The sequence below is a fragment of the Faecalibacterium gallinarum genome (genome assembly GCF_022180365.1).
Classification (GTDB): domain Bacteria; phylum Bacillota; class Clostridia; order Oscillospirales; family Ruminococcaceae; genus Faecalibacterium; species Faecalibacterium gallinarum.
Map to the genome: position 1 here is coordinate 15,002 of NZ_BQKV01000021.1, position 22,470 is coordinate 37,471.

The following is a 22,470-nucleotide window of genomic DNA, read 5'->3' on the forward strand; positions in this document are numbered from 1 at the left end:
CTCATTCCAGCAGATCCCAGGAAAGCTCATATTCTCCGTTTGCCTTGGTAAATCGGGTGGTAACAAACAGCCTGCCTCCCCGTCTAACAGAAATGTTCGCGCAGGGGTGCTGCTGATCCAGTACGAGCGGATGTTCGCTCTCCTTGTCGCTGATTTCTATCCAAACAGTTCCTTTGGTGACAGCGGATGAAAAAACAAAGCGATACATCCTCTCAGGTCGGAGACAAATCACCCGTTTGGTGGTCCCACGGCAGGATATAAATTTGGCTTTGATGCGGTTTCTGTTTCTCCCAACCCGGGGGTAACCCTGATACATCAGAGCGGCTTTGGAGTTGATCACGCCAATGCCATTGCGATAGAGAAGATAAACCAGGCCAAACACCGCAGCAAATAGAATTGGCAATATCAAAAGCTCTTTCATCCCGGCGCCCTGCCTTTCTTTTTCTTTCCGGCGGTTTACGGTAAGATCGGAACACACAACTCGCAGAGGTGCCGATCCACCAATTGGTTTTGGTAACGTTCCATGGCGGGTTTAGCCTCATCCGGGGTATACCCCAACGCGGACAGCGCAGAGCGATATTCACTCCATCCGGCTTGAACGGCCTCTGCGGTGTGTTCCAGCAGAAATACGGCATACAGCCCGCCGCTGAATTGCCCCGGCGCAACGCCGTCTCCATGAGGTGCCGGTTCTTTCTCCCAAATCATGCAGACATCGTAGCGGCATTCCTCGGCCTTTACCAAGGATGGATTGTCCCTTGGAATTCCAAGAATTACAGTTTGTTCGTTCCACAAACCATGGTTCCTGATCCATCTTTTCATGCGGTCCATCAGCTGATGGTTTTCAGGGCCATATGCTCCTACCCTTCGCATGAAAAGGAAAGCGGAAGGCTTCATAGTTTCTTTTTGTACACTTAAATAAAATGGCACAATGGTATCTCCAGTTCGGATAGAAGTACATCGATGTCTGAAATCATCATACCGCCATTTAAAATGTTTTTCAACTGCACATTTAAAAGATTGGTTTTTGTGGTCTTTTATGTTTTTCCTTTAATCAAAAAGAAAAAGAATTGCTGCAAAACGAAAGTTGTGCAGCAGCTCTTTTTTGGGGATCAGGTGTTGGGGCTGGAGGCCAGAGCCTGGGTGTGGCTGGCGTGGGTCCGGCGGAGAACCCGGATGCAGCGGGCGCTGGCCGGGATCAGGAAGAGGTCCGCCATAATCCAGGCCACCGGGGCAGCGTAGCAGGCCGCCGTGTAGCCGAACATGGGCACCAGCCAGAGGGCCACCGAGCCGCGGCCGATCATCTCCAAAACGCCCGCCGAGATGGCAAAGACGCTGAAGCCCATGCCCTGAATAGAGAACCGCAGGATGTTCACCAGGGCCAAGGGGAAGAAGAAGACCGACTGGATCACGATGTATTCGGTGGTCAACTGGACCAGCTGGGCCAGAGCGGGCTCCGCCGGGTCCAAAAAGAGCATGGCACACTGGGGCGCAAAGAGGACCATGGCCACCAGGGCGATCACCGAGTAGCCCGCCCCCAGGGCCGAGCAGGCCCAAAGACCCTTGTTCAGACGGTCCAGCTTGTTGGCGCCCACGTTCTGGCCGCAGTAGACCGCCATGGTGCCGCCCATGGCGTCGAAGGGGCAGCAGAGCAGCTGGAACATCTTGCTCCCGGCGGCGATGGCCGCCACGCTGAGGCTGCCCAGGGTGTTGACCGCCGATTGCAGCAGGATGGAGCCGATGGCGGTCACCGAGTATTGCAGACCCATGGGCAGGCCGATGTAGAACAGGTGCCCGCAGAGCCGGAAATCCAGTTTCCGTTCCTCCCGGCTGATCCGCAGCACCGGGTATTTTTTGTACATAAAGACAAGGCACGCCAGGCCGGAAATCGCCTGGGAGACCACGGTGGCCACGGCGGCCCCTGCCACCCCCATGTCAAACCAGAGGATCAGGGCCAGATCCAAAAAGATGTTTAACCCCGAGGAGAGCGCCAGGAAATACACCGGGGTTTTGCTGTCTCCCAGGGCCCGGATGATGCCCGCCAAAAGGTTATACAAAAAGGTGGCCGGGATGCCCAGGAAGATCACCAGGATGTAGATATAGGCGTCGTCAAAGATATCCGCCGGGGTCTGCATCATCCGCAGAATCCCCGCACAGCCCAGGGCGGTGGCGGTGGTCATGATGGCCGCCGAGAATACGGACAGGTAGGCGGAGTTGGCTACAAACTGCCGCATGGCCGACATCTCATTGGCGCCCACCTTCTGGGCCACCGGAATGGAGAAACCGCTGCACAGCCCGGTGCAGAAGCCCAACACCAGAAAGTTGATGGCGCCGGTGGAGCCCACGGCCGCCAGAGCCGAGGCCCCCAGCAGCTTGCCCACAATGACGGTGTCCACCAGGTTGTAGAATTGCTGGAACAAAAGGCCCAGCAGCATCGGCACCGCAAAGCCCAGAATCAGGCGCATGGGGCTGCCGTTTGTCAGATCTTTACGCATAAAAGATACGTTCCTCCCTTTACAGCGGGGCGGCGCTGGATCTTTTTTCGCCCCGAAACGAAGATGTATTATAGCACATCATCGCCAGAAACGGAACGTCCCCGGCGGCCCTCAAAAGATGAAATTATCTTAAAATCAAAGGGAATAGATTTGGATACAGCATATACCGAAAAAGAACTTTCTGTAATAATTCGACGGAATATTATAAAACAAGCTGCCATCTGCGGCTGGTCGTATTTGCAGTTTGTATAATTTAGTTAAAATATATCGAGATGTAAATAAAATCCCCCCAAAGGCTTGAGGGAACCTTTGGGGGTTATGAAGGAGAAGAGAATCTCTAAGAAAAACGGCTTACCGCTCCAGCACCAGGCACTCGTAGGGGCGCAGGGCGGCGGGCACCCCAGCGAGGGCGGGGTAGTTGCCCAGCAGCCGGGCCGCGCCGGCCCAGCCCTCGGGCAGGGGGAGGGAGGCTGCCTTCCCGGTCAGGTTGCAGAGGACCAGCAGCTCGCTCTCCCCGTCGAACCGGCGGTAGGCCAAAAGGTCCGGGTCGTCGGGATAGAGGAATTCGATGTTCCCTTGGCTGATGACCGGTTTTTCTTTCCGCAGAGCCACCAGCTGTTTATAGAAGGCGAAGATGGAATCCGGGTCCCCGGTCTGGGCCGCGGCGTTGATGTGGGTATAGTTCTCGGGCAGGCCGATCCAGGGGGTGCCGGTGGTGAAGCCTGCATTCTCGCTGCCATCCCACTGCATAGGGGTGCGGCCGTTGTCCCGGCTGCGGGCGGCCAGAATTTCCAGGGCCTCGGCGGGGGTCTTGCCCTGCTGCTGGAGAATCTGGTAATAGTTCAAACTCTCCACATCCCGGTACTGCTCAATGGAGCCAAAGCCCGCGTTGGTCATGCCGATCTCCTCGCCCTGGTAGATGTAGGGGGTGCCCCGCATCAGGTGGATGGCGGCCCCCAGCATCTTGGCGCTCTCGGCCCAGTAGGTTTTGTCGTCGCCGAACCGGCTCACCGCCCGGGGCTGGTCGTGGTTGCACCAGAAGAGGGCGTTCCAGCCGCCCCCGGCCTGCATCCCCTCCTGCCAGAGGGTGAACAGCTTTTTCAGGGCCATCCGATCGGGGGGCATCAGGGCCCATTTGTCCCCGTTCTTGTAGTCCACCTTCAGGTGATGGAAGTTGAAGCACATGGACAGCTCGTGCCGGTCAGGGGCGGTGTAGCCGATGCAGTTCTCCAGGGAGGTGGAGGACATCTCGCCCACCGTGATCATCCCTTCGATCCCCCCGGCGGCTGCCAGCTCCTGCAAATACTGGTGGACCTTGGGCCCGTCGGTGTAGAACCGGCGGCCGTCGCCCTGGTGGTCGTCCTCATAGACGGCGGGTTTCGAGATCAGGTTCACCACGTCGAACCGGAACCCCTGGATGCCCTTTGCCTTCCAGAACCGGAGGATGTCCGCCAGCTCGGCCCGGACCTCGGGGTTCTCCCAGTTCAGGTCGGCCTGGCTCACGTCGAAGAGATGGAGATACCATTTGCCCAGGGCGGGCAGATACTCCCAGGCCGGGCCGCCGAACTTGGACACCCAGTTGGTGGGGGCTTTGTCGGGACTGCCCTCTTTGAAGATGTAGTAATCCTGGTATTTCTTCTCCCCGGCCAGGGCCCGCTGGAACCACGCATGCTCGGTGGAGGTGTGGTTGAACACCATGTCCAGCATCAGCCCGATGCCCCGTTTATCCGCCTCCCGGATCAGCTCTTCCAGGTCGGCCATGGTGCCGAACCGGGGGTCTACCGCCCGGTAGTCGGCCACATCGTAGCCGTTGTCCCGCTGGGGCGAGGGGAAGAAGGGGGTGAGCCAGAGGCAGCTGACCCCCAGCTCGGCCAGATAGTCCAGCTTGGAGGTGACCCCCCGCAGATCTCCCAGCCCGTCGCCGTTGGAGTCGCAGAAGGACTTGGGGTAGATCTGATAGATGACTTTGTTTTTAAATTCTGCCATGTGGAAAACCTCTTTCTCTTGGTATGGGGATTAAGACACCTGCTTTTTCTTGCCCATGATAACGGTCAGCACAAAGGGGATCACAATGGCGATCACCATGCTGATGGCGAAGGTGAGCATGTACTGGGGCTGGATGGAGAGGATGCCGGGCAGGCCGCCCACGCCGATGGCGTTGGCGGTGGTGGAGGTAGCCACACAGAAGGCGCCGGCCACAGCCGAGCCGATCATGCCGCAAAGGAAGGGGAAGTTCAGTTTCAGGTTGACGCCGAAGATGGCGGGCTCGGTGACGCCAAGATAGCAGGAGATGCAGGCGGGGATGTTGACCTCCTGGGCGGGGGCGTTCTTGCGCTGGAGGTAGATCACGCCCAGAACGGCGGAACCCTGGGCAATGTTGGAGAGGGCGATCATGGGCCAGAGCATGGTGCCGCCGAAGTCGGCGATCAACTGCATGTCAATGGCGTTGGACATATGGTGCAGGCCGGTGATGACCAGAGGAGCATAGACAAAGCCGAAGATGGCGCCGAATACCACACGGAAGGAACCCGAGATGCCCGCGTAGACCACCGAGGAGATGACGGAACCGATCTTCCAGCCGATGGGGCCCAGCACAAAGTGGGCGGCGATCACCGAGAGCAGCAGGCTGCAGAAGGGGACAAAGATCATGGAGACCACGGCGGGGCAGATCTTGCGGAAGAATTTCTCCAGGTACACTAGGGTGAAAGCGGCCAGGATGGCGGGGATCACCTGGGCCTGGTAGCCGATCATGTTGACCTTAAAGAAGCCGAAATCCCAGTAGGGAATGTCTGCCGCGGCGGTGGTGGCCACCGAGTAGGCGTTGAGCAGCTGACCCGAAACTAGAGTCAGGCCCAGGACGATGCCCAGGATCTGGGTGGTGCCCATCTTCTTGGTGACCGACCAGCAGATGCCCACCGGCAGCATGTGGAACACCGCCTCACCGATCAGCCACAAAAAGCTGTCGATGCCGGCCCAGAACTGGCTGATGTCGCAGAGGGTCTTGGTGCCGTTCTCGAACAAATACAAGCTGTCGATGCAGTTGCGGAAACCCAGGATCAGACCGCCGGTGATGATGGCGGGGATCAGGGGCGCGAAAATCTCGGCCAGGGCGCTCATGATCCGCTGGGCGGTGGTCTGGTTCTGCTTGGCGGCGCTCTTGACCGCCTCTTTGGAGACGCCTTCCAGACCGGACACGGCGGTGAAATCGTTGTAGAATTCCTGCACCGTGTTGCCGATGATCACCTGGAACTGCCCCGCCTGGGTGAAAGTGCCCTTGGCGGATTTCAGGGTTTCGATCTTGGCCACATCTGCCTTGGCCGGGTCGTTGAGGACGAACCGCATCCGGGTGACGCAGTGCGACACCGCCACGATGTTCTCTTTGCCGCCCACATACTCCAGCAGCAGCTTGGCGTCCTGTTGGTATTTGCCCATGATAGAATCCTCCTTTAAAATTTAACTTGTTTAAACAAGTTCTCTTTGCAAGAATGAGTATACTCTGCTTGTTTAAACAAGTCAAGGCCCGGGCGGAAAATTGTGACGAAACGCTGTGTTTTTGGCTCTTATCACAAATGGGACCCTTGTAATTTGGACGCTTTCACGGTATACTGAAACCAATGTTTAAACAAGTTGGGGGCGCACTATGCCAAAAGCAAAATTTGAGGGGATCTACCGCAGCATCAAACAGAAGATCGAGGCCCAGGACTACCCGTATCAGTCCCTGCTGCCCTCTGAGAATACCCTGATCGCCGAGTATGGCTGTTCCCGCAACACGGTCCGCCGGGCCCTGGCGGAGCTGTCCGACGAGGGGTACATCCAGCCCATTCAGGGCAAGGGGGTGCGGGTGATCTACCAGCCGGTGGGCAAGACAACCTTTATCATCGGGGGGATCGAGACCTTTCAGGAGACAGCCCGGCGGAACCACCTCCATGCCGTCACCAAGGTGACCCGGTTCGAGACGGTGGTGGCGGACGAGAAGTTCGCCCGGGAGAGCGGTTTTGCCCCGGGGGACGAGCTGTGGGCCGTGGAGCGGGTGCGCTATCTGGACGGCAAAGCCCTGATTCTGGACGTGAACTATTTCCTCAAAGAGTTTATGCCGGGGTTAACACCGGAGATCGCGGCCCGGTCCATCTACGAGTACATTGAAAATGAGCTGGGGATGCAGATCGTCACCAGCAAGCGGAAGATGACGGTGGAGCGGGCCACCATCCGGGATGAGCAGCGGTTGGATCTGAACGGCTACGACTGCGTGGCCGTCATCACCAACCACACCTTTAATTCCGACGGTTTGATGTTTGAGTATACCCGCTCCCGCCACCAGCCGGATTACTTCTGCTTCCAGGACACTGCCACCCGCAAAAAGTAAGAAAGCGCAAAACAGCGCCCCCGCAAAGGTTTTGTACACCTTGCGGGGGCGTCTGATTTTTTGGCCGCTTGCCAGATGTCGAAAACGGGTGTATACTGTCTCTGACGCCGGGAGACCGGCAGAACAAAATAAGACGGGGAGCTTGCAGACAGGCTGAGAGGAAGGTATGCCCTTCGACCCATAGACCTGATTTGGATAATGCCAACGTAGGAAAATAATTTGGATGGTTTTCTTTGGGCGCCCGGATCAGGGCGCCTTTTTTGTTGGAATTTTTCGGAGGGAGGATGTGAGCAGACGGCATCCACGGCCGGGCCGTGGCGGACAAAGGGGAGCGCCTTCTGTCTTGTATAACAGCGATGGGAAGCCGTGTTCCGGCGTGAGAGGAAGCCAGTGAGCTTCGACCGGCCTTCCGGGCAGGGGTATGCCTGCCCGATTCTTTCGGGATGGGAAGCGCCGCGCTGTCGCCGTTTCTCAGATTGCTTTCAAAAAGGAGAATTCTTATGAAAAAGACAAACGTCCAAAAACTGGCTCTGGCGGGGGTGCTCTGCGCCCTGGCGGTGGTGGGGAGCGTCTTCTCGTTCCCGGTGTTCGGCAGCAAATGCGCGCCGGTGCAGCACATGGTCAACATCCTCTGCGCGGTCTTTCTTGGCCCCTGGTACGGGGTGGCGGTGGCCTTTGCCGCCAGCCTGATCCGCAACCTGTTGGGGCTGGGCAGCCTGCTGGCCTTCCCGGGCAGCATGGTGGGGGCCCTTCTGTGCGGGCTGGCCTACGCCAAATTTAAAACCCTGGCCTCGGCCCTCGTCGCCGAGGTGTTCGGCACCGCGATTCTGGGCGGGCTCTGCGCCTATCCCATGGCCATCCTCTTTATGGGCCAGAGTGCCGGGCAGATCGCTTTCTATGCCTATGTAGTGCCCTTCCTGGTTTCCACCGCCGGCGGCGCGGTGCTCTCCGGGGTGCTGCTCTACTCGCTCCAGAAAACCGGCGCCCTGCCCCGTTTGCAGGCCCGGACCCGATAAAACCCCAAGGGAGAAAAGAGGTCAAACCCATGTTTCAGGAAATGCTGCAAAACGTGCGGGAGAAATCCCCCCTCATCCATAACATCACCAACTACGTCACCGTCAACGACTGCGCCAATATCCTGCTGGCCTGCGGGGGCAGCCCCATCATGGCCGACGACCTGGCCGAGGTGGAGGAGATCACCTCGATCTGCGGCGGGCTGAACATCAACATCGGTACCCTGAACCACCGGACCATCCCGGCCATGATCGCCGCCGGCAAGCGGTCCAATGCCCTGGGCCATCCGGTGGTGCTGGACCCTGTGGGGGCGGGGGCCTCGGCCCTCCGCACCGATACGGCCCGGCGGCTGGTGGAGGAAGTAAAGTTCACCGTAATCCGGGGCAACATCTCGGAGATTAAGGCCCTGTCCGGAGCCAGCGCCGCCACCAAAGGGGTGGACGCCGATCTGGCCGACCGGGTCACCGAGGAAAACCTGGGGGAGGCAGTGGCCTTTGCCAAGTCCTTCGCCAAAGCCGCCGGTGCGGTGACGGCCATCACTGGGGCCATTGATGTTGTCACCGACGGCGAGACCGCCTACTGCATCCGGAACGGCCGGCCTGAGATGAGCCGGATCACCGGCACGGGCTGCCAGCTGTCGGCCCTGACGGCGGCCTTTGTCACCGCCAACCCCGACCAGCCCCTGCGGGCGGCGGCCGCGGCGGTCTGCGCCATGGGGCTGTGCGGGGAGATCGCCTGGACCCGGATGACCCCGGCGGACGGCAACGCCAGCTACCGCAATTACATTCTGGACGCGGTCTATAACCTGACCCTCCAGCAGCTGGAGGAAGGAGCAAACTATGAAGTGCGATAAACAGATGATGCGGCTCTATGCCGTTACCGACCGGGCCTGGGTGGGCAAGATGACCCTGGCTCAGCAGGTGGAAGCCGCCCTCCAAAACGGCGTTACCTGCGTCCAGCTGCGGGAAAAGCATCTGGACAAGGCGGCTTTCCTGGCCGAGGCCAAAGAGATGGCAGACCTCTGCCACCGGTATGGGGTGCCCTTCATCGTCAACGACGAGGTGGAGATCGCCCTGGCCAGCGGGGCGGACGGGGTCCATGTGGGCCAGGAGGACATGGCTGCCGCCGATGTCCGGCAGAAGATCGGCCCCGAGATGATCCTGGGGGTCTCGGCCCACACGGTGGAGGAGGCGCTGGCCGCCGTCCGCGCCGGGGCCGATTACCTGGGCCTGGGGGCGGTGTTCACCACTTCCACCAAGGCGGACGCCGAGGCCATGCCCCGGGCCACCCTGGAGGCCATCTGCCGGGCGGTGGAGGTGCCCACCGTGGCCATCGGGGGAATCTCGGAACAGAATATCCTCCAGCTGAAGGGCAGCGGCGTGGACGGGGTGGCCGTGGTTTCGGCCATCTTCGGTGCCGAGGACCCCGGGGCAGCCGCCGCTCGTCTGGCGGCCCTGTCCAGCCAGCTGGCAGAATAAATCCATCACCCAAAGGAGAGAGTGACAAATGAAGTTGAAAACAGCCCTGACCATTGCGGGCAGCGATTCCAGCGGCGGCGCAGGCATCCAGGCGGACCTGAAAACCATGACGGTGAACGGGGTGTTCGGGATGAGCGCCATCACCGCCCTGACGGCCCAGAACACCCTGGGAGTGACGGCCATCCAGGAGGTGACCCCCGAGTTTCTGGCCCAGCAGATCGACGTGGTGTTCGAGGATATCCGCCCCGATGCCGTCAAGATCGGGATGGTGTCCTCGGCGGCGTTGGTGGAGGTGATCGCCCAGCGGCTGCGGTTCTGGAAGGCGGAGAACATCGTGGTGGACCCGGTAATGGTGGCCACCAGCGGCTCGGCTCTGATTGAGACCGACGCTGTAACCGCCCTGAAAGAACAGCTGCTGCCCCTGGCCACCGTAGCCACCCCCAACATCCCGGAAGCCGAGGTACTCTCGGGGCAGAAGATTGGGTCGGAAGCGGAGATGCTGGCGGCGGCCGAGACCATCCACCAGGCGCTGGGCTGCGCCGTCCTGCTGAAGGGCGGGCACGCCATCAACGACGCCAACGACCTGCTCTGGTCGGCGGCAGGGCCCAAGTGGTTCTACGGCAAGCGGATCGATAACCCCAACACCCACGGAACCGGCTGCACTCTCTCCTCGGCCATTGCGTCCAACCTGGCCAAAGGGTATACCCTGGAGGAATCGGTGGCCCGGGCCAAAGAATACCTCTCGGGGGCGCTGGCCGCCATGCTGGATCTGGGCCATGGCCGCGGCCCCATGTGCCATTTGTTCGACCGCGAGATACCCTGGGTGTAAGAGGTTAAGCCCGTGTCGCGGTTTTTAACCGCGAGATACCTTAGGTGTAAGAGGGTTAGTCGGTGTCGCGATTATGGGGCAAATATTGCAGAGGACTTTTCCTGAGGTTGGTTTTGCAGTTGTGAACCAGCGCGGCATGGGCCTGCCGGTTTCCGCAAAAGGTATCTCGCGGCCGAAAAAGCGAATAAAAAAGACGGAGGCTTGTAAAAAGCCTCCGTCTTTTTTATTCAGAAATCTTTTCCCGCGCCGGGTTCCAGCGGATGTACATCAGGCTGTTTTCGGTGGTGTTATAGCGGGTTTCGTATTGGGTGGTCTTGCAATACCGGAACCCGGATTTCTCGATCACCCGGGCCGACCGGGTGTTAAAGTCCATGTGCCCGACCAGAATAAAATCCAGTCCCGCCTGGCCGAAGAGATACTCTACCACGGCGGCCACCGCCTCGGGCATCAGCCCCTGGCCCCAGCAGTCCTTGGCCAGCACATAACCAATCTCCCGCCCTTTATAGGGCGCCAGCTCGGGGAAGTCGGCTTCTTCGTACCGTTCCACCCCCAAAGAGCCCACCACCCGGCCCCTGTATTCCAGGGCGAAGGTCTTTTTCTCCCGGATAAACAGTTCCAGAATGGTCCGGGATTCGTCCCGGTCCTTGTGGGGCAGCCAGCCGGCCATCTGACCCACGCCGTCTACCCGGGCGTAGGCGTAAAAATCCTCCAGATCTTCCTCCCGCCAGGGGCGGAGAGTCAGCCGCGGGGTGTGCAGAATCACCCCGGTGATGTCAATTTCCTGATTCATGATGTTTCCTCCTTTAAAATAAAAAAACCAGTGGGGGCCATTTGCTATCAAATGGCCCCCACTGTGCGTCAAACTTATCCAAAACGGCGCCGTTCAGCCGCCGCAGGGAAAAGGGTACGACAATGTAAGCCTGACTCGCTGCCACTTATTGAACCGCTTGGCAGGAACCGGCTTGATGGAATTCTGATTCATCACAAAGTAAAAAGACTTCTTCATGGCTTTAATGAGTCCCTGCCTTGAGCAGAAGCAGGGAAAATTTGTGTCGCGTTTATAGCGTAAGAGCAAAACGAGTTCTCAAAGCCCGGTTATTTCTGGGCGGAAAAATCGGCGGCCTCTTTCAGCCAGGCCATCAGCTCGTCGTCCACTTCCTCAGGGCGGGAGAGGATTAGGTGATGGGTCCAGCGGTTGGGGTAGGGTTCGGTGGCCACAGCGATCCGGGGGGACTCCACCGGATGTTCCAGCCCAAAGGTGACGACAAGGTAAGGGTCGGGCAGCTCCTTTTTCTTTTTCACCCGCAGGAAGGATACACAGCCGAACAGGTGCCGGTTGTAAAAGGAAATCTGGCTTTTCTGGGCCTTGATCCGCACCGGCTGGATCTCGGCCAGGATGCGGGCTTCCAGCGCCTCGTAGAGGGGGAGCGCCGCCGGCTGCTGGTCGAAGAATAACAAAGTATCTGTGTCCATGGAGTTCACCGTCCCTTCGCCTGGATTGGTTTTCTTATAGCACAAAAAGCGAGAAAACGCAAGATATAAAAAGAGTCCCCTCCCCGGTGCAGGGGAGAGGACCCTAAGAAGATGACTCTGTTTGTTCGGATTTACAGCCGCATCCCGCCTTCGGCGCCCTAACGGCTTTACCAAAGGCGTTTCACGGCTAACCCTTCGCGGCTTCTGCTTTCCGGTTTCCGCCAAAGGTATCTCGCGGTTGAAAATGTATCTCGCGGTTGAATCAATGGAAGAAGACCCAGAGGTAGATGTAGGCGGGGATGACGGCTGCCAGGGTGAAGGGGATGCCGATCCGGGGGAAATCGCTGGTCTTGACTTCGTAGCCCTCTTTCCGCAGGATGCCGATGCCGGTGATGTTGGCGGAAGCGCCGATGGGGGTGATGTTGCCGCCCAGGGTCGCGCCGGACAGAAGACCGAAGTAGAACAGGGTGGGGTCGATGCCCAGATTGGCCGCCAGACCGGTAACCACTGGCAGCATGGTGGCGGTGTAGGGGATGTTGTCAATGAAGGCCGAGATCAGCACCGAGGCCCAGACAATGATGGTGTAGAGGATAAAGACGTTGCCGCCGCCCAGATGAGCCAAAAGATTTGCCGCCGCGTCGATGACGCCCATATTACTGATGCCGCCGATGATGAGGAACAGACCCACCAGGATGCCGATGGTCTCAAAGTCGATGGCCTTGAGGGGGCCGGTGATGGCGTCCAGATTCTTCTTTTTAAAGAAGTTGTAGACAAGACCGATGGCCAGCAGGGTCAGGCAGATCAGACCGTTGGTGATGGAGGGCTTCTCGGGGATGAAGGAAGCCGCAATCAGCAGAACGATGGTGCCCAGCAGAAGGAAACTGGGAACGTAATCGTTCACCGGGGTGGGGGTGGAGTTGCGCTCGATCCGGCCCTTTTCCTTGCGGAAGATAAAGGCCAGGATGGCCGCCGAGATCAGGGCGCCCAGCTCCACCGCGAAGAACATGCCCGGCTTGCCCTTGTAGAAGAAGAAATCCAGGAAGCTCATGTCGGCGTAGGAACCCAGCATGATGGCGGTGGTGTCGCCCACCAGGGTGGCTGCGCCCTGGAGGTTGGAGGAGACCGCAATGCCGATGATGAAGGGCACGGGGTTTGTCTTGAGCTTGCGGCAGATCTCCAGAGCCACGGGGGCCACCATCAGGACGGTGGCTACGTTGTCCACGAAAGCCGAAATAATCCCGGCAAAGAGGGCCAGAGCCACGGCGGCGGCCTGGACGGTGCCCACCCGCTCCATGACCAGATCCGCCAGCCGGGCGGGCATCCGGCTGTCAATGAACAGCTGGACCAGGCCCATGGTGCCCGCGATCATCATGATGACGTTGAAGTCGATGGAACTGAAAATCTGGTCGGCGGGGAGCATCCCGCTGACCATGAACACCACCGCCGAACACAGCGCAATCACCGGCCGGTATTTGCTGAACGCCAACATCAGCACATAGGTTATGGCAAAAAGGATCAGTGCATAAATCATTGTTTTTCTCCTTGGCGGCGGCCGGAGCAGCCGCATCTGTTGGTTTGTGACAGGATTTGGGCGCCCAGCGGCGCAACAAATGTCTGTGCTATCCACCTCCCCTTGGTCTGGGTGCCTGTCCGTTCCGGGCTTGTGCGGCGAAACGCGCAAAAACAAGAAAATCGCCCGACAGGCTGCTGATTCCAAATTAAACCTTTATAGCATGTTTCAGGAAAAAAGTCAATCTTCCCGCCGGCAAAGTTTGGGCGCGGATCTCTTGTATAACCTACGCGCCGCACGCTCCCGGCAGTACAGTGGGCCGGATGCAGAACAAACCCCCGCTCTGCCAAAACGCCGGAGCGGGGGTTTGTTCATGTTGGAATGAAAGAGAAGAAGATAACAGGAAACTTAGAGATTGAGAGTGTACTGCTCCACAGTGACCCGGGCTTTGCCGTCGGCTTCAAAGAGGATGCCCTCGGCATCCCTCGGGGTGTAGATGCAGGCAGTCATGGTCTGCTCGCCCTCGTTGATAAAGACCTCCACGCTATTGTAGTCCAGCAGAACCCGGAGCTTCAGGGTCTTACCCGGGGTGCGGATTTTGCAGCTGCGGGTGTGGACGATGTCCTGGTACAGCCCGCCGGCGTAGGTGCGGTCCAGTGTGAGTTTTGCGCTGCGGGGCTCATAAGTAAGGGTGGTGAAGTGTTTTTCGTCTGCCGCCAGTTTCAGGGTGACAGCGTGGCAGTTTTCCTCGGGAGTGATCTCGGCGGTCAGGTCGATCACCCGTCCGCCGATGCCCTCCAGCTGGGTTTCGCCCTCGATCAGGGCGTTTTCGTGCCGGACCTTCGGGCCATGGGCGGCGTCCAGCTCCCGGACGGGGGTCTGGTAGAGGCGGCCGTCTTTAAGGTGGAGCTCCCGGGGGCAGATGGTCTGGCCGAACCACCGGCAGCCCTGGGGCTTGGCCCCGGAGGCTGCCCAGGACTGCATCCAGGCGGTCATGATCCGGCGGCCGTCGGGGGCCAGAGTGGTCTGGGTGGCGTAGAAGTCGATCCCCTCGTCCATCAGCTGGACCTTCTCCCGGGTGAACCGGTGGGTCTCGGAGTCGTAGCTGCCCATCAGGGCGATGACACAGTGGCCGTTGTGGTATTCGTCCCGGACCTGCATTTCCATGGGGCCCGCCATCAGGATCTGTTTGCCGTCCAGCTCAAAGAAGTCGGGGCACTCCCACATGACCCCGTACTCGCCGCGGCTGGCGTCCAGCAGGGAGGTGTACTCCCAACGGAACCCGTCGGGGCTATGGAACAGCAGGGCCGCGCCGCCCTCGGTTTCGCTTTGGCCTACGGCAACCGCCGAGTAGCTCCCATCCGGCTCCTGCCAGATTTTGGGGTCCCGGAAGTCGAACCGGCTGAACCCTTCGGGCAGATCCCGGGCGGTGAGGACCGGGTTCTGGGGCAGCTTCTCGTAGTTGAGGCCGTCGCCCACCGCCACACACTGGGTCTGGATGTCCCGGGTTTTGCCGTCCGGCTGCTTTTCCCAGACAACGCCGGTGTACATCAGCAGCTGGCGGCCGTCGGGCAGCTGGGCCGCCGAACCGGAGAAGCAGCCGTTCTGGTCGCAGGGAGCGTCGGGCGCCAGGGCCGCCGGCAGGTACTCCCAGTGGAGCAAGTCCCGGCTGACCGCGTGGCCCCAGTGCATCGGGCCCCAAACGGTGTCGTAGGGGTAGTATTGGTAGAACAAGTGATACTGTCCCTGGTAGAAAGAGAAGCCGTTGGGGTCGTTCATCCATCCCACATAGGGGGTCAGATGGTAGGCGGGGCGCTGGCCGGCAGGGATGGCCGCGCCCTGCTCCGCTTCATAGGCGCGGGCTTTTTGTAAGATCGTGCTGTCCATAGCAGTCTCCTATCGAAGATTCTTCCCGGCCGGGGTTTGCCGCGCCGGAAGTATTGGCGGGGGAATTAGGCGTGGTAGGCGTCCAGATACTTCTGCATGATCGCCAGGTAATCGGACAGGCCGTAGGCCTCCAGTTTGGAGAGGTACTCCTCCCAGCTGCCGCTGGCCATGCCGTTCATGATCCAGTCTGCCTTGCAGGTGTTGATGTAGGTGGAGATATCGGCCTCCAGGTTGGAGACCTGGGTGGTGTCCTCGATGCTCATGAACACGTTGGGGTAGACGTAGTCGTTGTTCATGTCGGGGGTGTAGATCTGCTCGATCCAGTCCAGACGGTACTGTGCGTCGTCGGGGCAGGTGACGTAGACGTCGTAGTACTCATCCAGCACAGCCAGGGGGCCGCCGACGCACTCGGCCTCGCGGACCTCCACGGGGGAAGCATCGCCCAGAGGTGCGTGCTTGAGCATGGGCTCGCCGTCGGCGTTGGTGGACATCTCAAAGATATCGAACTCGTCCTCCTCGCCGTAGGTGCCCCAGTTGTTCTGGGGAGACTGCATGGGATCGTACATCTGGTCCAGCCAGGCGCAGACCAGGGCGGGGTTGGCGGCCTTGGCGGTGACGACGCAGCGGCCGCGGTTGAAACCGCTGGTGAAGGAGCCGTTCTGCGGGGTGATGTTGGTGACGTCGGCGGTCAGGGCGGGCAGCGGCTCCCAGTCGGTCAGGTTGTCCACGTTGGCCACGTCCCAGCTGAAGCAGACGCCGTAACGGCCGGCTTTGCCCTTGGAAACGTAGGTGGACCACTCCTGGGTGAAGCACTCGGGGTCGATCAGGCCCTCGGCATACAGCTGGTGCAGCCACTCCACACCCTTCTTGAAGCCCTCCTGGGTGGCGGCGCAGATGACCTTGCGGTCGTTGGTAACGGCGATGTGGCGGCCCTTGTCCATGTCGCCGTAGCCCTCGCCGAAGCCGTTGATCAGGATGCCGGGGTCCTGGTCGCCGTCGTTGACGATGCAGGACATGGGGATGATGCTGCCCTCAATGCCGAACTCGCTCTGGAGGGCGGCGGCGTTGTCCCGGAAAGCCATCAGCACCTGCTCGAACTCATCCACGGTGGTGGGCATGGACAGACCCAGGAAGTTCAGCCACTTGGTGTTGATGAAGCTCATGTTGCCCACCGTCTGGATGGCGGTTTTGTTGGCGCCCAGCTGCTCGATCCAGGGCAGACCCCAGATGTGGCCCTCGATGTCGGTGCACATGGTGCGGTACTCGGGGTACTTGTCAAAAACAGCCTTCAGGTTGGGCATGTTGTTGTCGATGTAGTCCTCCAGGGCGATGATGACCCCCTGGTCGGCATAGCGGAGCAGGTTGCTGTCCGAGAAGTCGGCGCTGAAGATGAAGTCGGTCAGGGTCTTGGGGTTGGACATGGTCAGGGTGATCTTGTCGCCCCACTGGTCGGACTGGATGGCAGTCCATTCGATGTGGACGTTGGTGGCTTCTTCCAGCCGCTTGAAGATGGTGCGGTTGTTGGGCTCGGACTCGCTGCCGGCGGGGTAGCTGGTGGTGCCGGTCAGGGTGACGGTCTCGGCCAGGGGGAAGTCCACGGGGCCATCCACCACTACGGCGGCAGCGGCCTTGTCGTCGGCGCTGCTGCCGCCGCCGCAGGCGGTCAGGGCCAGGGCGGAACCGGTGACGGCACAAGCTTTGAGGAAATTGCGGCGGGAAATCAGCTTTTTCATGGGGGATTCTCCTTTTCTTTTTCTGGTTGTGGCAGGTGTGTGGATTAGCCTTTGATGGAACCGGCCATGATGCCGGCGTCGAAATACTTCTGGAAGAAAGGATACATGACGATCAGGGGCAGGCTGGAGATGATGATGGTGGCGTACTTGAGCAGCTCGGCCAGCTGGGCACGCTCGGCGGTGCTCTGGATGTCGGCGATCATGCCGGACTCGGGCTGGCTCTGGATCAGGATGGAGCGGAGCACCAGCTGCAAAGGCTGTTTGGCGGTATCGTTCAGGTAGATCATGGCGTCAAAGTAGCTGTTCCACATGGCGACGAACTGCCACAGGGCCAGCACCGCCACCACCGGCATGCAGATGGGAAGCAGAATCTTGAAGAAGAAGGTCATCTCGCTGGCGCCGTCCACGTCCGAGGCCTCCCGCAGCTCCCGGGGGATGCCCTGGTAGTAGGTGCGGGCGATGATCATATTCCAGACGCTGAACGCGCCGGGCAGGATGACCGCCCACATGGAGTCCAAAAGGCCCATATTGTTGATCAGCAGGTAGGTGGGGATCAGGCCGCCGCCGAAGAACATGGTGATGACGAACAGAGTGTTGAAGATGGCCTTGCCCTTGAAGTCCGACAGGGACATGGGGTAGGCGGCCAGCATGGTCACCGTCACCGAGATGATGGTGAAGAGCACCGAGTAGAGAACCGCGTTTTTGAAGCCGGTCCAGATTTGTGCATCGGTGGCCACCCGTTCGTAGGCGGTCAGGGTCCATTTGCTGAAATCAAAGGTGATGCCCTTGTTCTGGAGGGTGACGGGGTCCATAAAGGATGCGATGACGATGTACACCACCGGGACGATGATGGCCACCACGAACAGGGCCAGCAGGACATATCCCACGAAGAGGATGGCTTTGTCCTGGCGGGTATAGATTGCGAGCCTGCCGCTCTTTTTGGTTTTCGCTGCCATGGCGCTGCCTCCTTACAATCCCTTGCCGTCGTTCATCTTGGCGACGATTTTGTTGACGGCAATCAATAGGATGACGTTTATGACGGTGTTGAACAGGCCGACGGCGGTGGAGAAACTGTAATCGCCGTCCAGCAGGCCCTTCTTGTACACATAGGTGGCGATGATCTCAGAGGTCTGCAGGTTCAGGTCGGTCTGGAGGGCGTAGGCCTTTTCGAAGCCGATGCTCATGATGTTGCCGGCCTGGAGGATGAACTGGATCACCACCATGTCCTTGATGGCGGGCCACTCCACCGTCATGATCTGCTGGAAGAGGTTGGCGCCGTCGATCATGGCGGCTTCTTTCAGGTCTTTGCTGGCGTTGGAGAGGGAGGCGGTGTACATGATGGAAGCCCAGCCGGCGCCCTGCCAGATGCCGCTGATGATGTAAATGGGGCGGAAGGCTTCCGGCATGGTCATGAAGTTGATGCTGGTGTCAAACAGGCCGTTCACCGGGCCGGTGACCGACAGCAGCACCCGGACCATACCGCAGAGGACGATCACCGAGATGAAGTTGGGCATATACAGCACCAGCTGGATCTTCTGCTTGATCTTCTTGCTCTCGATGCGGTTGAGCAGGAACGCCAGGATGATGGGGATGGGGAAACCCCACAGCAGGCCGTAGACGCTCAGCTTCAGGGTGTTCATCAGGTAGCGCTGGAAGTCCGGCGAGGACATAAAGCGCTGGAAATGCTCAAACCCGACCCACTCGCTGCCCAGAACCCCCCGGAAGGGGTTGTAGTTCTGGAAGGCGATCAGGACGCCGCCCATGGGGATGTACTTGAAGATCAGGGTCAACACCACGGCCGGCAGGATAAAGATCAGATACAGCTGCCAGTGACGCGCCATATAAACGCATGTGTTGTGCATTCGCCGGCTGGCAGATACCGCAACTGACCCGGACGCTTTCGCTTTCATGTGTTCGGTTCCTCCCTTTCAGTTTTATTTGTTACATTTTTGGTTTGCGTTTGCACAAACAAGTGTGTAATCTCTCAAGTGTAGTGTGCAAATGTAAACCTCTGACAGCACCTTTATACCATGTTCCCTAGTGAATGTCAATGATATTTTTCATGCATCCAAGGAATTTTCTGTGAAACTGTCTGGATGCACAAATAAAAAAGTGTGCATTTGTGCAAATGCGTATTTTGCGATTTTACATTTGACTAATCCGAGGGTTTGCATTATACTAACAATCAGAAATACCTTTCTTATAATAGATAGAACGCAAAGGAGGAACCCATGGCTGGCAAGGTCACCATACAGGATATTGCCAACGAGCTGCAGCTGTCGCGCAACACGGTGGCCAAAGCGATCAACAACACCGGCACCCTGGCGGACGCCACCCGGGAAAAGATTCTGCGCAAAGCGGCGGAGATGGGGTATAAGCAGTTTGCCTATCTGCCCCTGTTCCAGGAAGAACCCAAAGAGCCGCCCCACCCGGACGGCAAACGGGAGATTGCAATGCTGACCACCTGCTTTCTCAGCAACTCTCATTTCTCGTCCATGATGCTGGACCGGTTCCAGTCCGAGATCCATCACCTGCACTACTGCCTGACCATCCATCGAATTTCCCCGGCGGAGCTCACGGCCCGCAGCCTTCCAGCTTCCTTTGATAAGGAGCGGACGGCGGGAATCATCTGCTTTGAGGTGTTCGACTACGACTACGCCCAGATGCTCTGCGGCCAGGGGATCCCGCTGCTGTTTGTGGACACCCCGGTGACCACCCTCAAGCCCCAGCTGAAAGCCGACCGGCTGTACATGGATAACCGGGTGGAGATCCAGAACTTTGTCCAGATGATGGTCCAGCGGGGCAAAAAGCGGATCGCCTATGTGGGGGATATCTGGCACTGCCAGTCTTTTTATGAGCGGTATATCGCTTATAAGGAAGCCATGGAGTGGCTGGGCCTGGGGGATAACCTGAAATACTCCATCCTGGAGAGCGCCAAAGAGGGCGAATACGATCGAATGGTGAAACGGAAGCTCCATTCCTTTGACAAACTCCCCGAGGTCATCGTCTGTTCCAACGACTTTTCGGCCATGGATGTGACCCGGGCCCTGCGGTCGATGGGACACTCGGTGCCGGAGGATGTCTGGCTCTGCGGTTTTGACGACAGCCAGGAGGCTTCTTTCATGACCCCCAAGCTGACCTCGATTCACATCCACGGGCAGATCATGGGCTTTACCGCCGCCGATCTGCTGATGACCCGGATCAAGGAGCCCTCCCTGAATTACCGGACGGTGTACACCGAGACCAATCTGATTCTGAGGGAATCTACGGGAGATCACGAGGCGAAAGTATGAACAACTGGTTCAACCCTGACCGGCCGCTGCTGGCCTTTATCACCAAGATGACCTACAGCGCCTACCTGAACATTCTCTGGCTAGTGTGCAGCCTGCCCATTGTCACGGTGGGGGCCTCCACCACGGCCCTGTTTTATGTCACCCTCAAGATGGCCGAGGATCGGGACGATGGCCTGACCCGGATGTTCTTCCGGGCCTTCCGCCAGAATTTCAAGCCCGCCACCAAACTCTGGCTGATCCTGCTGGGGGTGGGGGTGTTTCTGGGGGTGGATGGCTACATCCTTCTGCACCTGTGGAGCCAGAATGTTTTCTGGACTCTGATTGCGGCTTTGCTGATCGCGGCGGCGATTGTCTACGCCATCGTGCTGCTGTACGCCTTCCCGCTGCTGGCCCGGTTCGAGAATACCACCTTCGGCATCCTCAAAGCCTCCCTGCTGGTGGGGCTGCGGTACCTGGTCTGTACCCTGGTGATGGCGGGCATCTACTTCCTGATGGGCTGGATCGTGGTCTATCTGTTTACCCCGGCGTTCCTTTTGGGGTTTGGCTGCTGCGCCATGCTCTGCTCGTTTTTGCTGGTGAATGTGGTCCACGCCTGCGGCGGCGACCCCGACGGCCAGCCCCCGGAGGAGGAAACCCAGCATGAATGACCAGGCGAGGAAAAACTGGGAGACCCTGCGCCGGCTCCACGGGAAAAAACGGCTGGAACACATCTGGACCTACTATAAGCTGCCCATTGTTCTGGTACTGGTGCTGGCCTATATCGTGGGGTATGTGGCTTATCGTCAGGCCACCAAAAAAGAGGATGTGCTCTATCTGGCCCTGGTCAATCTGGCAACGGGCAGCGATTTGACATATCAGCTCATCGAGGGCTTTGCAGAGCAGCAGGGCTTGACCGAAAAACAACAGGTCTATCTCTATTCCGGGCTGCTCCTCTCGGAGAGCGAAGGGGCGGACCAGGAATACGTCTATGCCTCTGAAATGCGGATTATGGCGGCCATTGCCGCCCAGCAGCTGGATGTAGTTCTGATGGACGCCGAGGCGCGGGACGCCTTTGCCGCCCAGGGGCATTTGATGGATCTTTCCCAGCTGGACCCGGCTTATTCGGGGCAGTGGGTGGAACTTTCGGACGCACGCCTGATCCAGGAGGCCGGCTTTTCACAGGCCGTATACCTGGGGGTGCTGGGCAACGCACCCCACCCGGAACGGGCGAAGGAATACATAGAATATTTGATTCAGTCCTGAACAGACAGAATAGAAAGGGAGAGCACAATGGACATTTTGGCAATCGGTGAAATCTTGATCGACCTGACCCAGACCGGCAAAGACGGGCAGGGGATTCCCCAGTTTGCAGCCAATCCCGGCGGGGCTCCGGCCAACCTGGCGGTGGCTGCGGCAAAGCTGGGGGCAAAAACTGCCTTTATCGGCAAGGTGGGAGCGGACGCGTTTGGCCGCTATCTGACCGAGGTTCTGGCAGAAAACAAGGTGGACATTTCCAGCGTGGTGACCGACCCGTCCCACCCCACCACCATGGCGGTGGTCTCGGTGGACGCGGCGGGGGAGCGGGATTTCAGTTTCTACCGCAAGGCCAACGCCGACGTGATGCTGGCAGCGGAGGAGATCCCCGACGCGGCATTGCAGGGGGCAAAGATGGTCCATTTTGGCTCGGTGAGCCTGACGGCAGACCCCTCCCGCAGCGCGACTCTGGATGCGGTACGCCGGGCCAAGGCTCTGGGAGCCACCATTACCTACGACCCCAACTACCGGGCCAATCTCTGGCCCGACCCCGACACCGCTGCCGCCCAGATGAAGGCCCCTCTGGAACTGGTGGATATCCTGAAAGTCTCCGATGAGGAGCTGCCCCTCCTGACCGGCACCACCGACTGCGAAGCGGGCACCGCCCAGCTGACCAAACAGGGAATCGGGCTGATCTTCGTCACCCTGGGCCCGGACGGCGTTTTCTACCGGATGGGAGAGAAAACCGGCCATGTGGCGGGCGTTCCCTGCAAGGTGGGAGACACCAACGGCGCCGGCGATACCTTCTTTGGGGCGGCCCTGTCCCAGCTGTGCAGGGAGGATCTCGCCGCCCTGACGGTGGAACGCCTGGAAAAGATTCTGGCCTTCGCCAACAAGGCCGCCAGCATCACCACCAGCCGCCACGGCGCCATCCCCGCCATGCCCTCGCTGGAAGAAGTGGAAGGCTGACAAAATTTTTAATCAGACAAAAGAACAAAGCGCGGGCCGCCGGAAAAGATTCCAGCGGCCCGCGCTTTGGTTTAACCATAGGAGTTTTGTTTTTGGCGATCGGGCGCGAATTCTGTACAGCTGGCGCCGCTTGGAATGCGTCTTTGAATGCGAACAGGAGATTGGAACCCGCCAGGCTGCGCTGCATGCGCTACAT

21 protein-coding genes and 1 riboswitch are annotated in these 22,470 nt (G+C 59.2%); of the genes, 9 read left to right on the forward strand and 12 right to left on the reverse strand.

What is annotated here, in order from left to right; all coding sequences use genetic code 11:
* Nucleotide 1 precedes the first annotated feature (1 nt).
* From JCM17207_RS02745 to treP, 5 genes are all read right to left on the reverse strand, one after another.
* Nucleotides 2-421, reverse strand: coding sequence for a hypothetical protein (locus JCM17207_RS02745; RefSeq protein WP_238316144.1), 420 nt, complete (start codon nt 419-421; stop codon nt 2-4).
* A 35-nt stretch (nt 422-456) separates the two neighbouring features.
* The gene (locus JCM17207_RS02750) at nt 457-927 is read right to left on the reverse strand and encodes an AraC family transcriptional regulator (protein ID WP_238316145.1); all 471 of its coding nucleotides are present in this window, start codon (nt 925-927) and stop codon (nt 457-459) included.
* 182 nt (nt 928-1,109) lie between these two features.
* The gene (locus tag JCM17207_RS02755) at nt 1,110-2,492 is read right to left on the reverse strand and encodes an MATE family efflux transporter (RefSeq protein ID WP_238316146.1); all 1,383 of its coding nucleotides are present in this window, start codon (nt 2,490-2,492) and stop codon (nt 1,110-1,112) included.
* Between the two features lie 351 nt (nt 2,493-2,843).
* Nucleotides 2,844-4,478 carry an alpha,alpha-phosphotrehalase gene (gene treC, locus JCM17207_RS02760; protein ID WP_238316147.1) on the reverse strand — a complete coding sequence of 545 codons (1,635 nt, stop codon included), beginning with the start codon at nt 4,476-4,478 and terminating at the stop codon, nt 2,844-2,846.
* Nucleotides 4,479-4,508: 30 nt separating this feature from the next.
* The gene (gene treP / locus JCM17207_RS02765; RefSeq protein ID WP_373871909.1) at nt 4,509-5,924 is read right to left on the reverse strand and encodes a PTS system trehalose-specific EIIBC component; all 1,416 of its coding nucleotides are present in this window, start codon (nt 5,922-5,924) and stop codon (nt 4,509-4,511) included.
* 208 nt (nt 5,925-6,132) lie between these two features.
* Between treP and treR the strand changes: the two genes are divergently transcribed.
* The 5 genes from treR (at nt 6,133) to thiD (ending at nt 10,176) form a co-directional block, all read left to right on the forward strand.
* Nucleotides 6,133-6,855, forward strand: a complete 723-nt coding sequence (gene treR / locus JCM17207_RS02770; protein WP_238316148.1) for a trehalose operon repressor — start codon at nt 6,133-6,135, stop codon at nt 6,853-6,855.
* Nucleotides 6,856-6,979: 124 nt separating this feature from the next.
* Nucleotides 6,980-7,085, forward strand: a riboswitch (TPP riboswitch).
* 270 nt (nt 7,086-7,355) lie between these two features.
* The gene (gene thiW / locus JCM17207_RS02775; protein ID WP_238316149.1) at nt 7,356-7,871 is read left to right on the forward strand and encodes an energy coupling factor transporter S component ThiW; all 516 of its coding nucleotides are present in this window, start codon (nt 7,356-7,358) and stop codon (nt 7,869-7,871) included.
* Nucleotides 7,872-7,900: 29 nt separating this feature from the next.
* A complete protein-coding gene (gene thiM, locus JCM17207_RS02780; protein ID WP_238316150.1) occupies nt 7,901-8,722 on the forward strand; it encodes a hydroxyethylthiazole kinase in 822 nt (273 codons plus the stop codon).
* A complete protein-coding gene (gene thiE, locus JCM17207_RS02785; protein ID WP_238316151.1) occupies nt 8,709-9,347 on the forward strand; it encodes a thiamine phosphate synthase in 639 nt (212 codons plus the stop codon). The genes thiM and thiE overlap by 14 nt, the downstream gene beginning before the upstream one ends.
* Before the next feature lie 34 nt (nt 9,348-9,381).
* On the forward strand, nt 9,382-10,176 hold the full coding sequence (gene thiD / locus JCM17207_RS02790) for a bifunctional hydroxymethylpyrimidine kinase/phosphomethylpyrimidine kinase (RefSeq protein WP_238316182.1): 795 nt from the start codon (nt 9,382-9,384) through the stop codon (nt 10,174-10,176).
* A 223-nt stretch (nt 10,177-10,399) separates the two neighbouring features.
* Here the strand turns inward: thiD and JCM17207_RS02795 are convergent, their stop codons facing one another.
* The 7 genes from JCM17207_RS02795 to JCM17207_RS02825 all read right to left on the reverse strand — a co-directional run bounded on the left by JCM17207_RS02795 (nt 10,400) and on the right by JCM17207_RS02825 (nt 18,620).
* Complete coding sequence (locus JCM17207_RS02795) at nt 10,400-10,966, reverse strand: GNAT family N-acetyltransferase (RefSeq protein WP_238316152.1); 567 nt, start codon at nt 10,964-10,966, stop codon at nt 10,400-10,402.
* Nucleotides 10,967-11,271: 305 nt separating this feature from the next.
* The gene (locus JCM17207_RS02800; protein ID WP_238316153.1) at nt 11,272-11,649 is read right to left on the reverse strand and encodes a DUF5655 domain-containing protein; all 378 of its coding nucleotides are present in this window, start codon (nt 11,647-11,649) and stop codon (nt 11,272-11,274) included.
* A gap of 262 nt (nt 11,650-11,911) precedes the next feature.
* Nucleotides 11,912-13,180: an ArsB/NhaD family transporter gene (locus tag JCM17207_RS02805; protein ID WP_238316154.1), complete on the reverse strand. Its 1,269-nt coding sequence runs from the start codon at nt 13,178-13,180 to the stop codon at nt 11,912-11,914.
* A 387-nt stretch (nt 13,181-13,567) separates the two neighbouring features.
* Complete coding sequence (locus JCM17207_RS02810; protein ID WP_238316155.1) at nt 13,568-15,046, reverse strand: glycoside hydrolase family 32 protein; 1,479 nt, start codon at nt 15,044-15,046, stop codon at nt 13,568-13,570.
* 65 nt (nt 15,047-15,111) lie between these two features.
* Nucleotides 15,112-16,779 carry a substrate-binding domain-containing protein gene (locus tag JCM17207_RS02815; RefSeq protein ID WP_238316156.1) on the reverse strand — a complete coding sequence of 556 codons (1,668 nt, stop codon included), beginning with the start codon at nt 16,777-16,779 and terminating at the stop codon, nt 15,112-15,114.
* Between the two features lie 44 nt (nt 16,780-16,823).
* Nucleotides 16,824-17,735 (reverse strand): carbohydrate ABC transporter permease, encoded by a 912-nt coding sequence (locus tag JCM17207_RS02820; protein ID WP_238316157.1) that lies wholly within the window; start codon nt 17,733-17,735, stop codon nt 16,824-16,826.
* A 12-nt stretch (nt 17,736-17,747) separates the two neighbouring features.
* Complete coding sequence (locus tag JCM17207_RS02825; RefSeq protein WP_373871910.1) at nt 17,748-18,620, reverse strand: ABC transporter permease; 873 nt, start codon at nt 18,618-18,620, stop codon at nt 17,748-17,750.
* A gap of 390 nt (nt 18,621-19,010) precedes the next feature.
* Between JCM17207_RS02825 and JCM17207_RS02830 the strand changes: the two genes are divergently transcribed.
* The 4 genes from JCM17207_RS02830 to JCM17207_RS02845 are packed head-to-tail and all read left to right on the forward strand — an operon-like array spanning nt 19,011 to nt 22,274.
* Nucleotides 19,011-20,072, forward strand: a complete 1,062-nt coding sequence (locus tag JCM17207_RS02830) for a LacI family DNA-binding transcriptional regulator (RefSeq protein ID WP_238316159.1) — start codon at nt 19,011-19,013, stop codon at nt 20,070-20,072.
* Nucleotides 20,069-20,719, forward strand: coding sequence for a YesL family protein (locus JCM17207_RS02835; protein ID WP_238316160.1), 651 nt, complete (start codon nt 20,069-20,071; stop codon nt 20,717-20,719). Before JCM17207_RS02830 ends, JCM17207_RS02835 begins: the two co-directional genes overlap by 4 nt.
* Nucleotides 20,712-21,314, forward strand: coding sequence for a hypothetical protein (locus JCM17207_RS02840; RefSeq protein WP_238316161.1), 603 nt, complete (start codon nt 20,712-20,714; stop codon nt 21,312-21,314). The genes JCM17207_RS02835 and JCM17207_RS02840 overlap by 8 nt, the downstream gene beginning before the upstream one ends.
* 27 nt (nt 21,315-21,341) lie before the next feature.
* Nucleotides 21,342-22,274 carry a carbohydrate kinase family protein gene (locus tag JCM17207_RS02845; RefSeq protein ID WP_238316162.1) on the forward strand — a complete coding sequence of 311 codons (933 nt, stop codon included), beginning with the start codon at nt 21,342-21,344 and terminating at the stop codon, nt 22,272-22,274.
* Nucleotides 22,275-22,470 lie beyond the last annotated feature (196 nt).

Coding starts and splice junctions, on each gene's coding strand:
- JCM17207_RS02745 (WP_238316144.1), bottom strand. CDS start 421: ATGAAAGAGCTTTTGATATTGCCAATTCTATTTGCTGCGGTGTTTGGC.
- JCM17207_RS02755 (WP_238316146.1), bottom strand. CDS start 2,492: ATGCGTAAAGATCTGACAAACGGCAGCCCCATGCGCCTGATTCTGGGC.
- treC (WP_238316147.1), bottom strand. CDS start 4,478: ATGGCAGAATTTAAAAACAAAGTCATCTATCAGATCTACCCCAAGTCC.
- treP (WP_373871909.1), bottom strand. CDS start 5,924: ATGGGCAAATACCAACAGGACGCCAAGCTGCTGCTGGAGTATGTGGGC.
- treR (WP_238316148.1), top strand. CDS start 6,133: ATGCCAAAAGCAAAATTTGAGGGGATCTACCGCAGCATCAAACAGAAG.
- thiW (WP_238316149.1), top strand. CDS start 7,356: ATGAAAAAGACAAACGTCCAAAAACTGGCTCTGGCGGGGGTGCTCTGC.
- thiM (WP_238316150.1), top strand. CDS start 7,901: ATGTTTCAGGAAATGCTGCAAAACGTGCGGGAGAAATCCCCCCTCATC.
- thiE (WP_238316151.1), top strand. CDS start 8,709: ATGAAGTGCGATAAACAGATGATGCGGCTCTATGCCGTTACCGACCGG.
- JCM17207_RS02795 (WP_238316152.1), bottom strand. CDS start 10,966: ATGAATCAGGAAATTGACATCACCGGGGTGATTCTGCACACCCCGCGG.
- JCM17207_RS02800 (WP_238316153.1), bottom strand. CDS start 11,649: ATGGACACAGATACTTTGTTATTCTTCGACCAGCAGCCGGCGGCGCTC.
- JCM17207_RS02805 (WP_238316154.1), bottom strand. CDS start 13,180: ATGATTTATGCACTGATCCTTTTTGCCATAACCTATGTGCTGATGTTG.
- JCM17207_RS02810 (WP_238316155.1), bottom strand. CDS start 15,046: ATGGACAGCACGATCTTACAAAAAGCCCGCGCCTATGAAGCGGAGCAG.
- JCM17207_RS02815 (WP_238316156.1), bottom strand. CDS start 16,779: ATGAAAAAGCTGATTTCCCGCCGCAATTTCCTCAAAGCTTGTGCCGTC.
- JCM17207_RS02820 (WP_238316157.1), bottom strand. CDS start 17,735: ATGGCAGCGAAAACCAAAAAGAGCGGCAGGCTCGCAATCTATACCCGC.
- JCM17207_RS02825 (WP_373871910.1), bottom strand. CDS start 18,620: ATGGCGCGTCACTGGCAGCTGTATCTGATCTTTATCCTGCCGGCCGTG.
- JCM17207_RS02830 (WP_238316159.1), top strand. CDS start 19,011: ATGGCTGGCAAGGTCACCATACAGGATATTGCCAACGAGCTGCAGCTG.
- JCM17207_RS02835 (WP_238316160.1), top strand. CDS start 20,069: ATGAACAACTGGTTCAACCCTGACCGGCCGCTGCTGGCCTTTATCACC.
- JCM17207_RS02840 (WP_238316161.1), top strand. CDS start 20,712: ATGAATGACCAGGCGAGGAAAAACTGGGAGACCCTGCGCCGGCTCCAC.
- JCM17207_RS02845 (WP_238316162.1), top strand. CDS start 21,342: ATGGACATTTTGGCAATCGGTGAAATCTTGATCGACCTGACCCAGACC.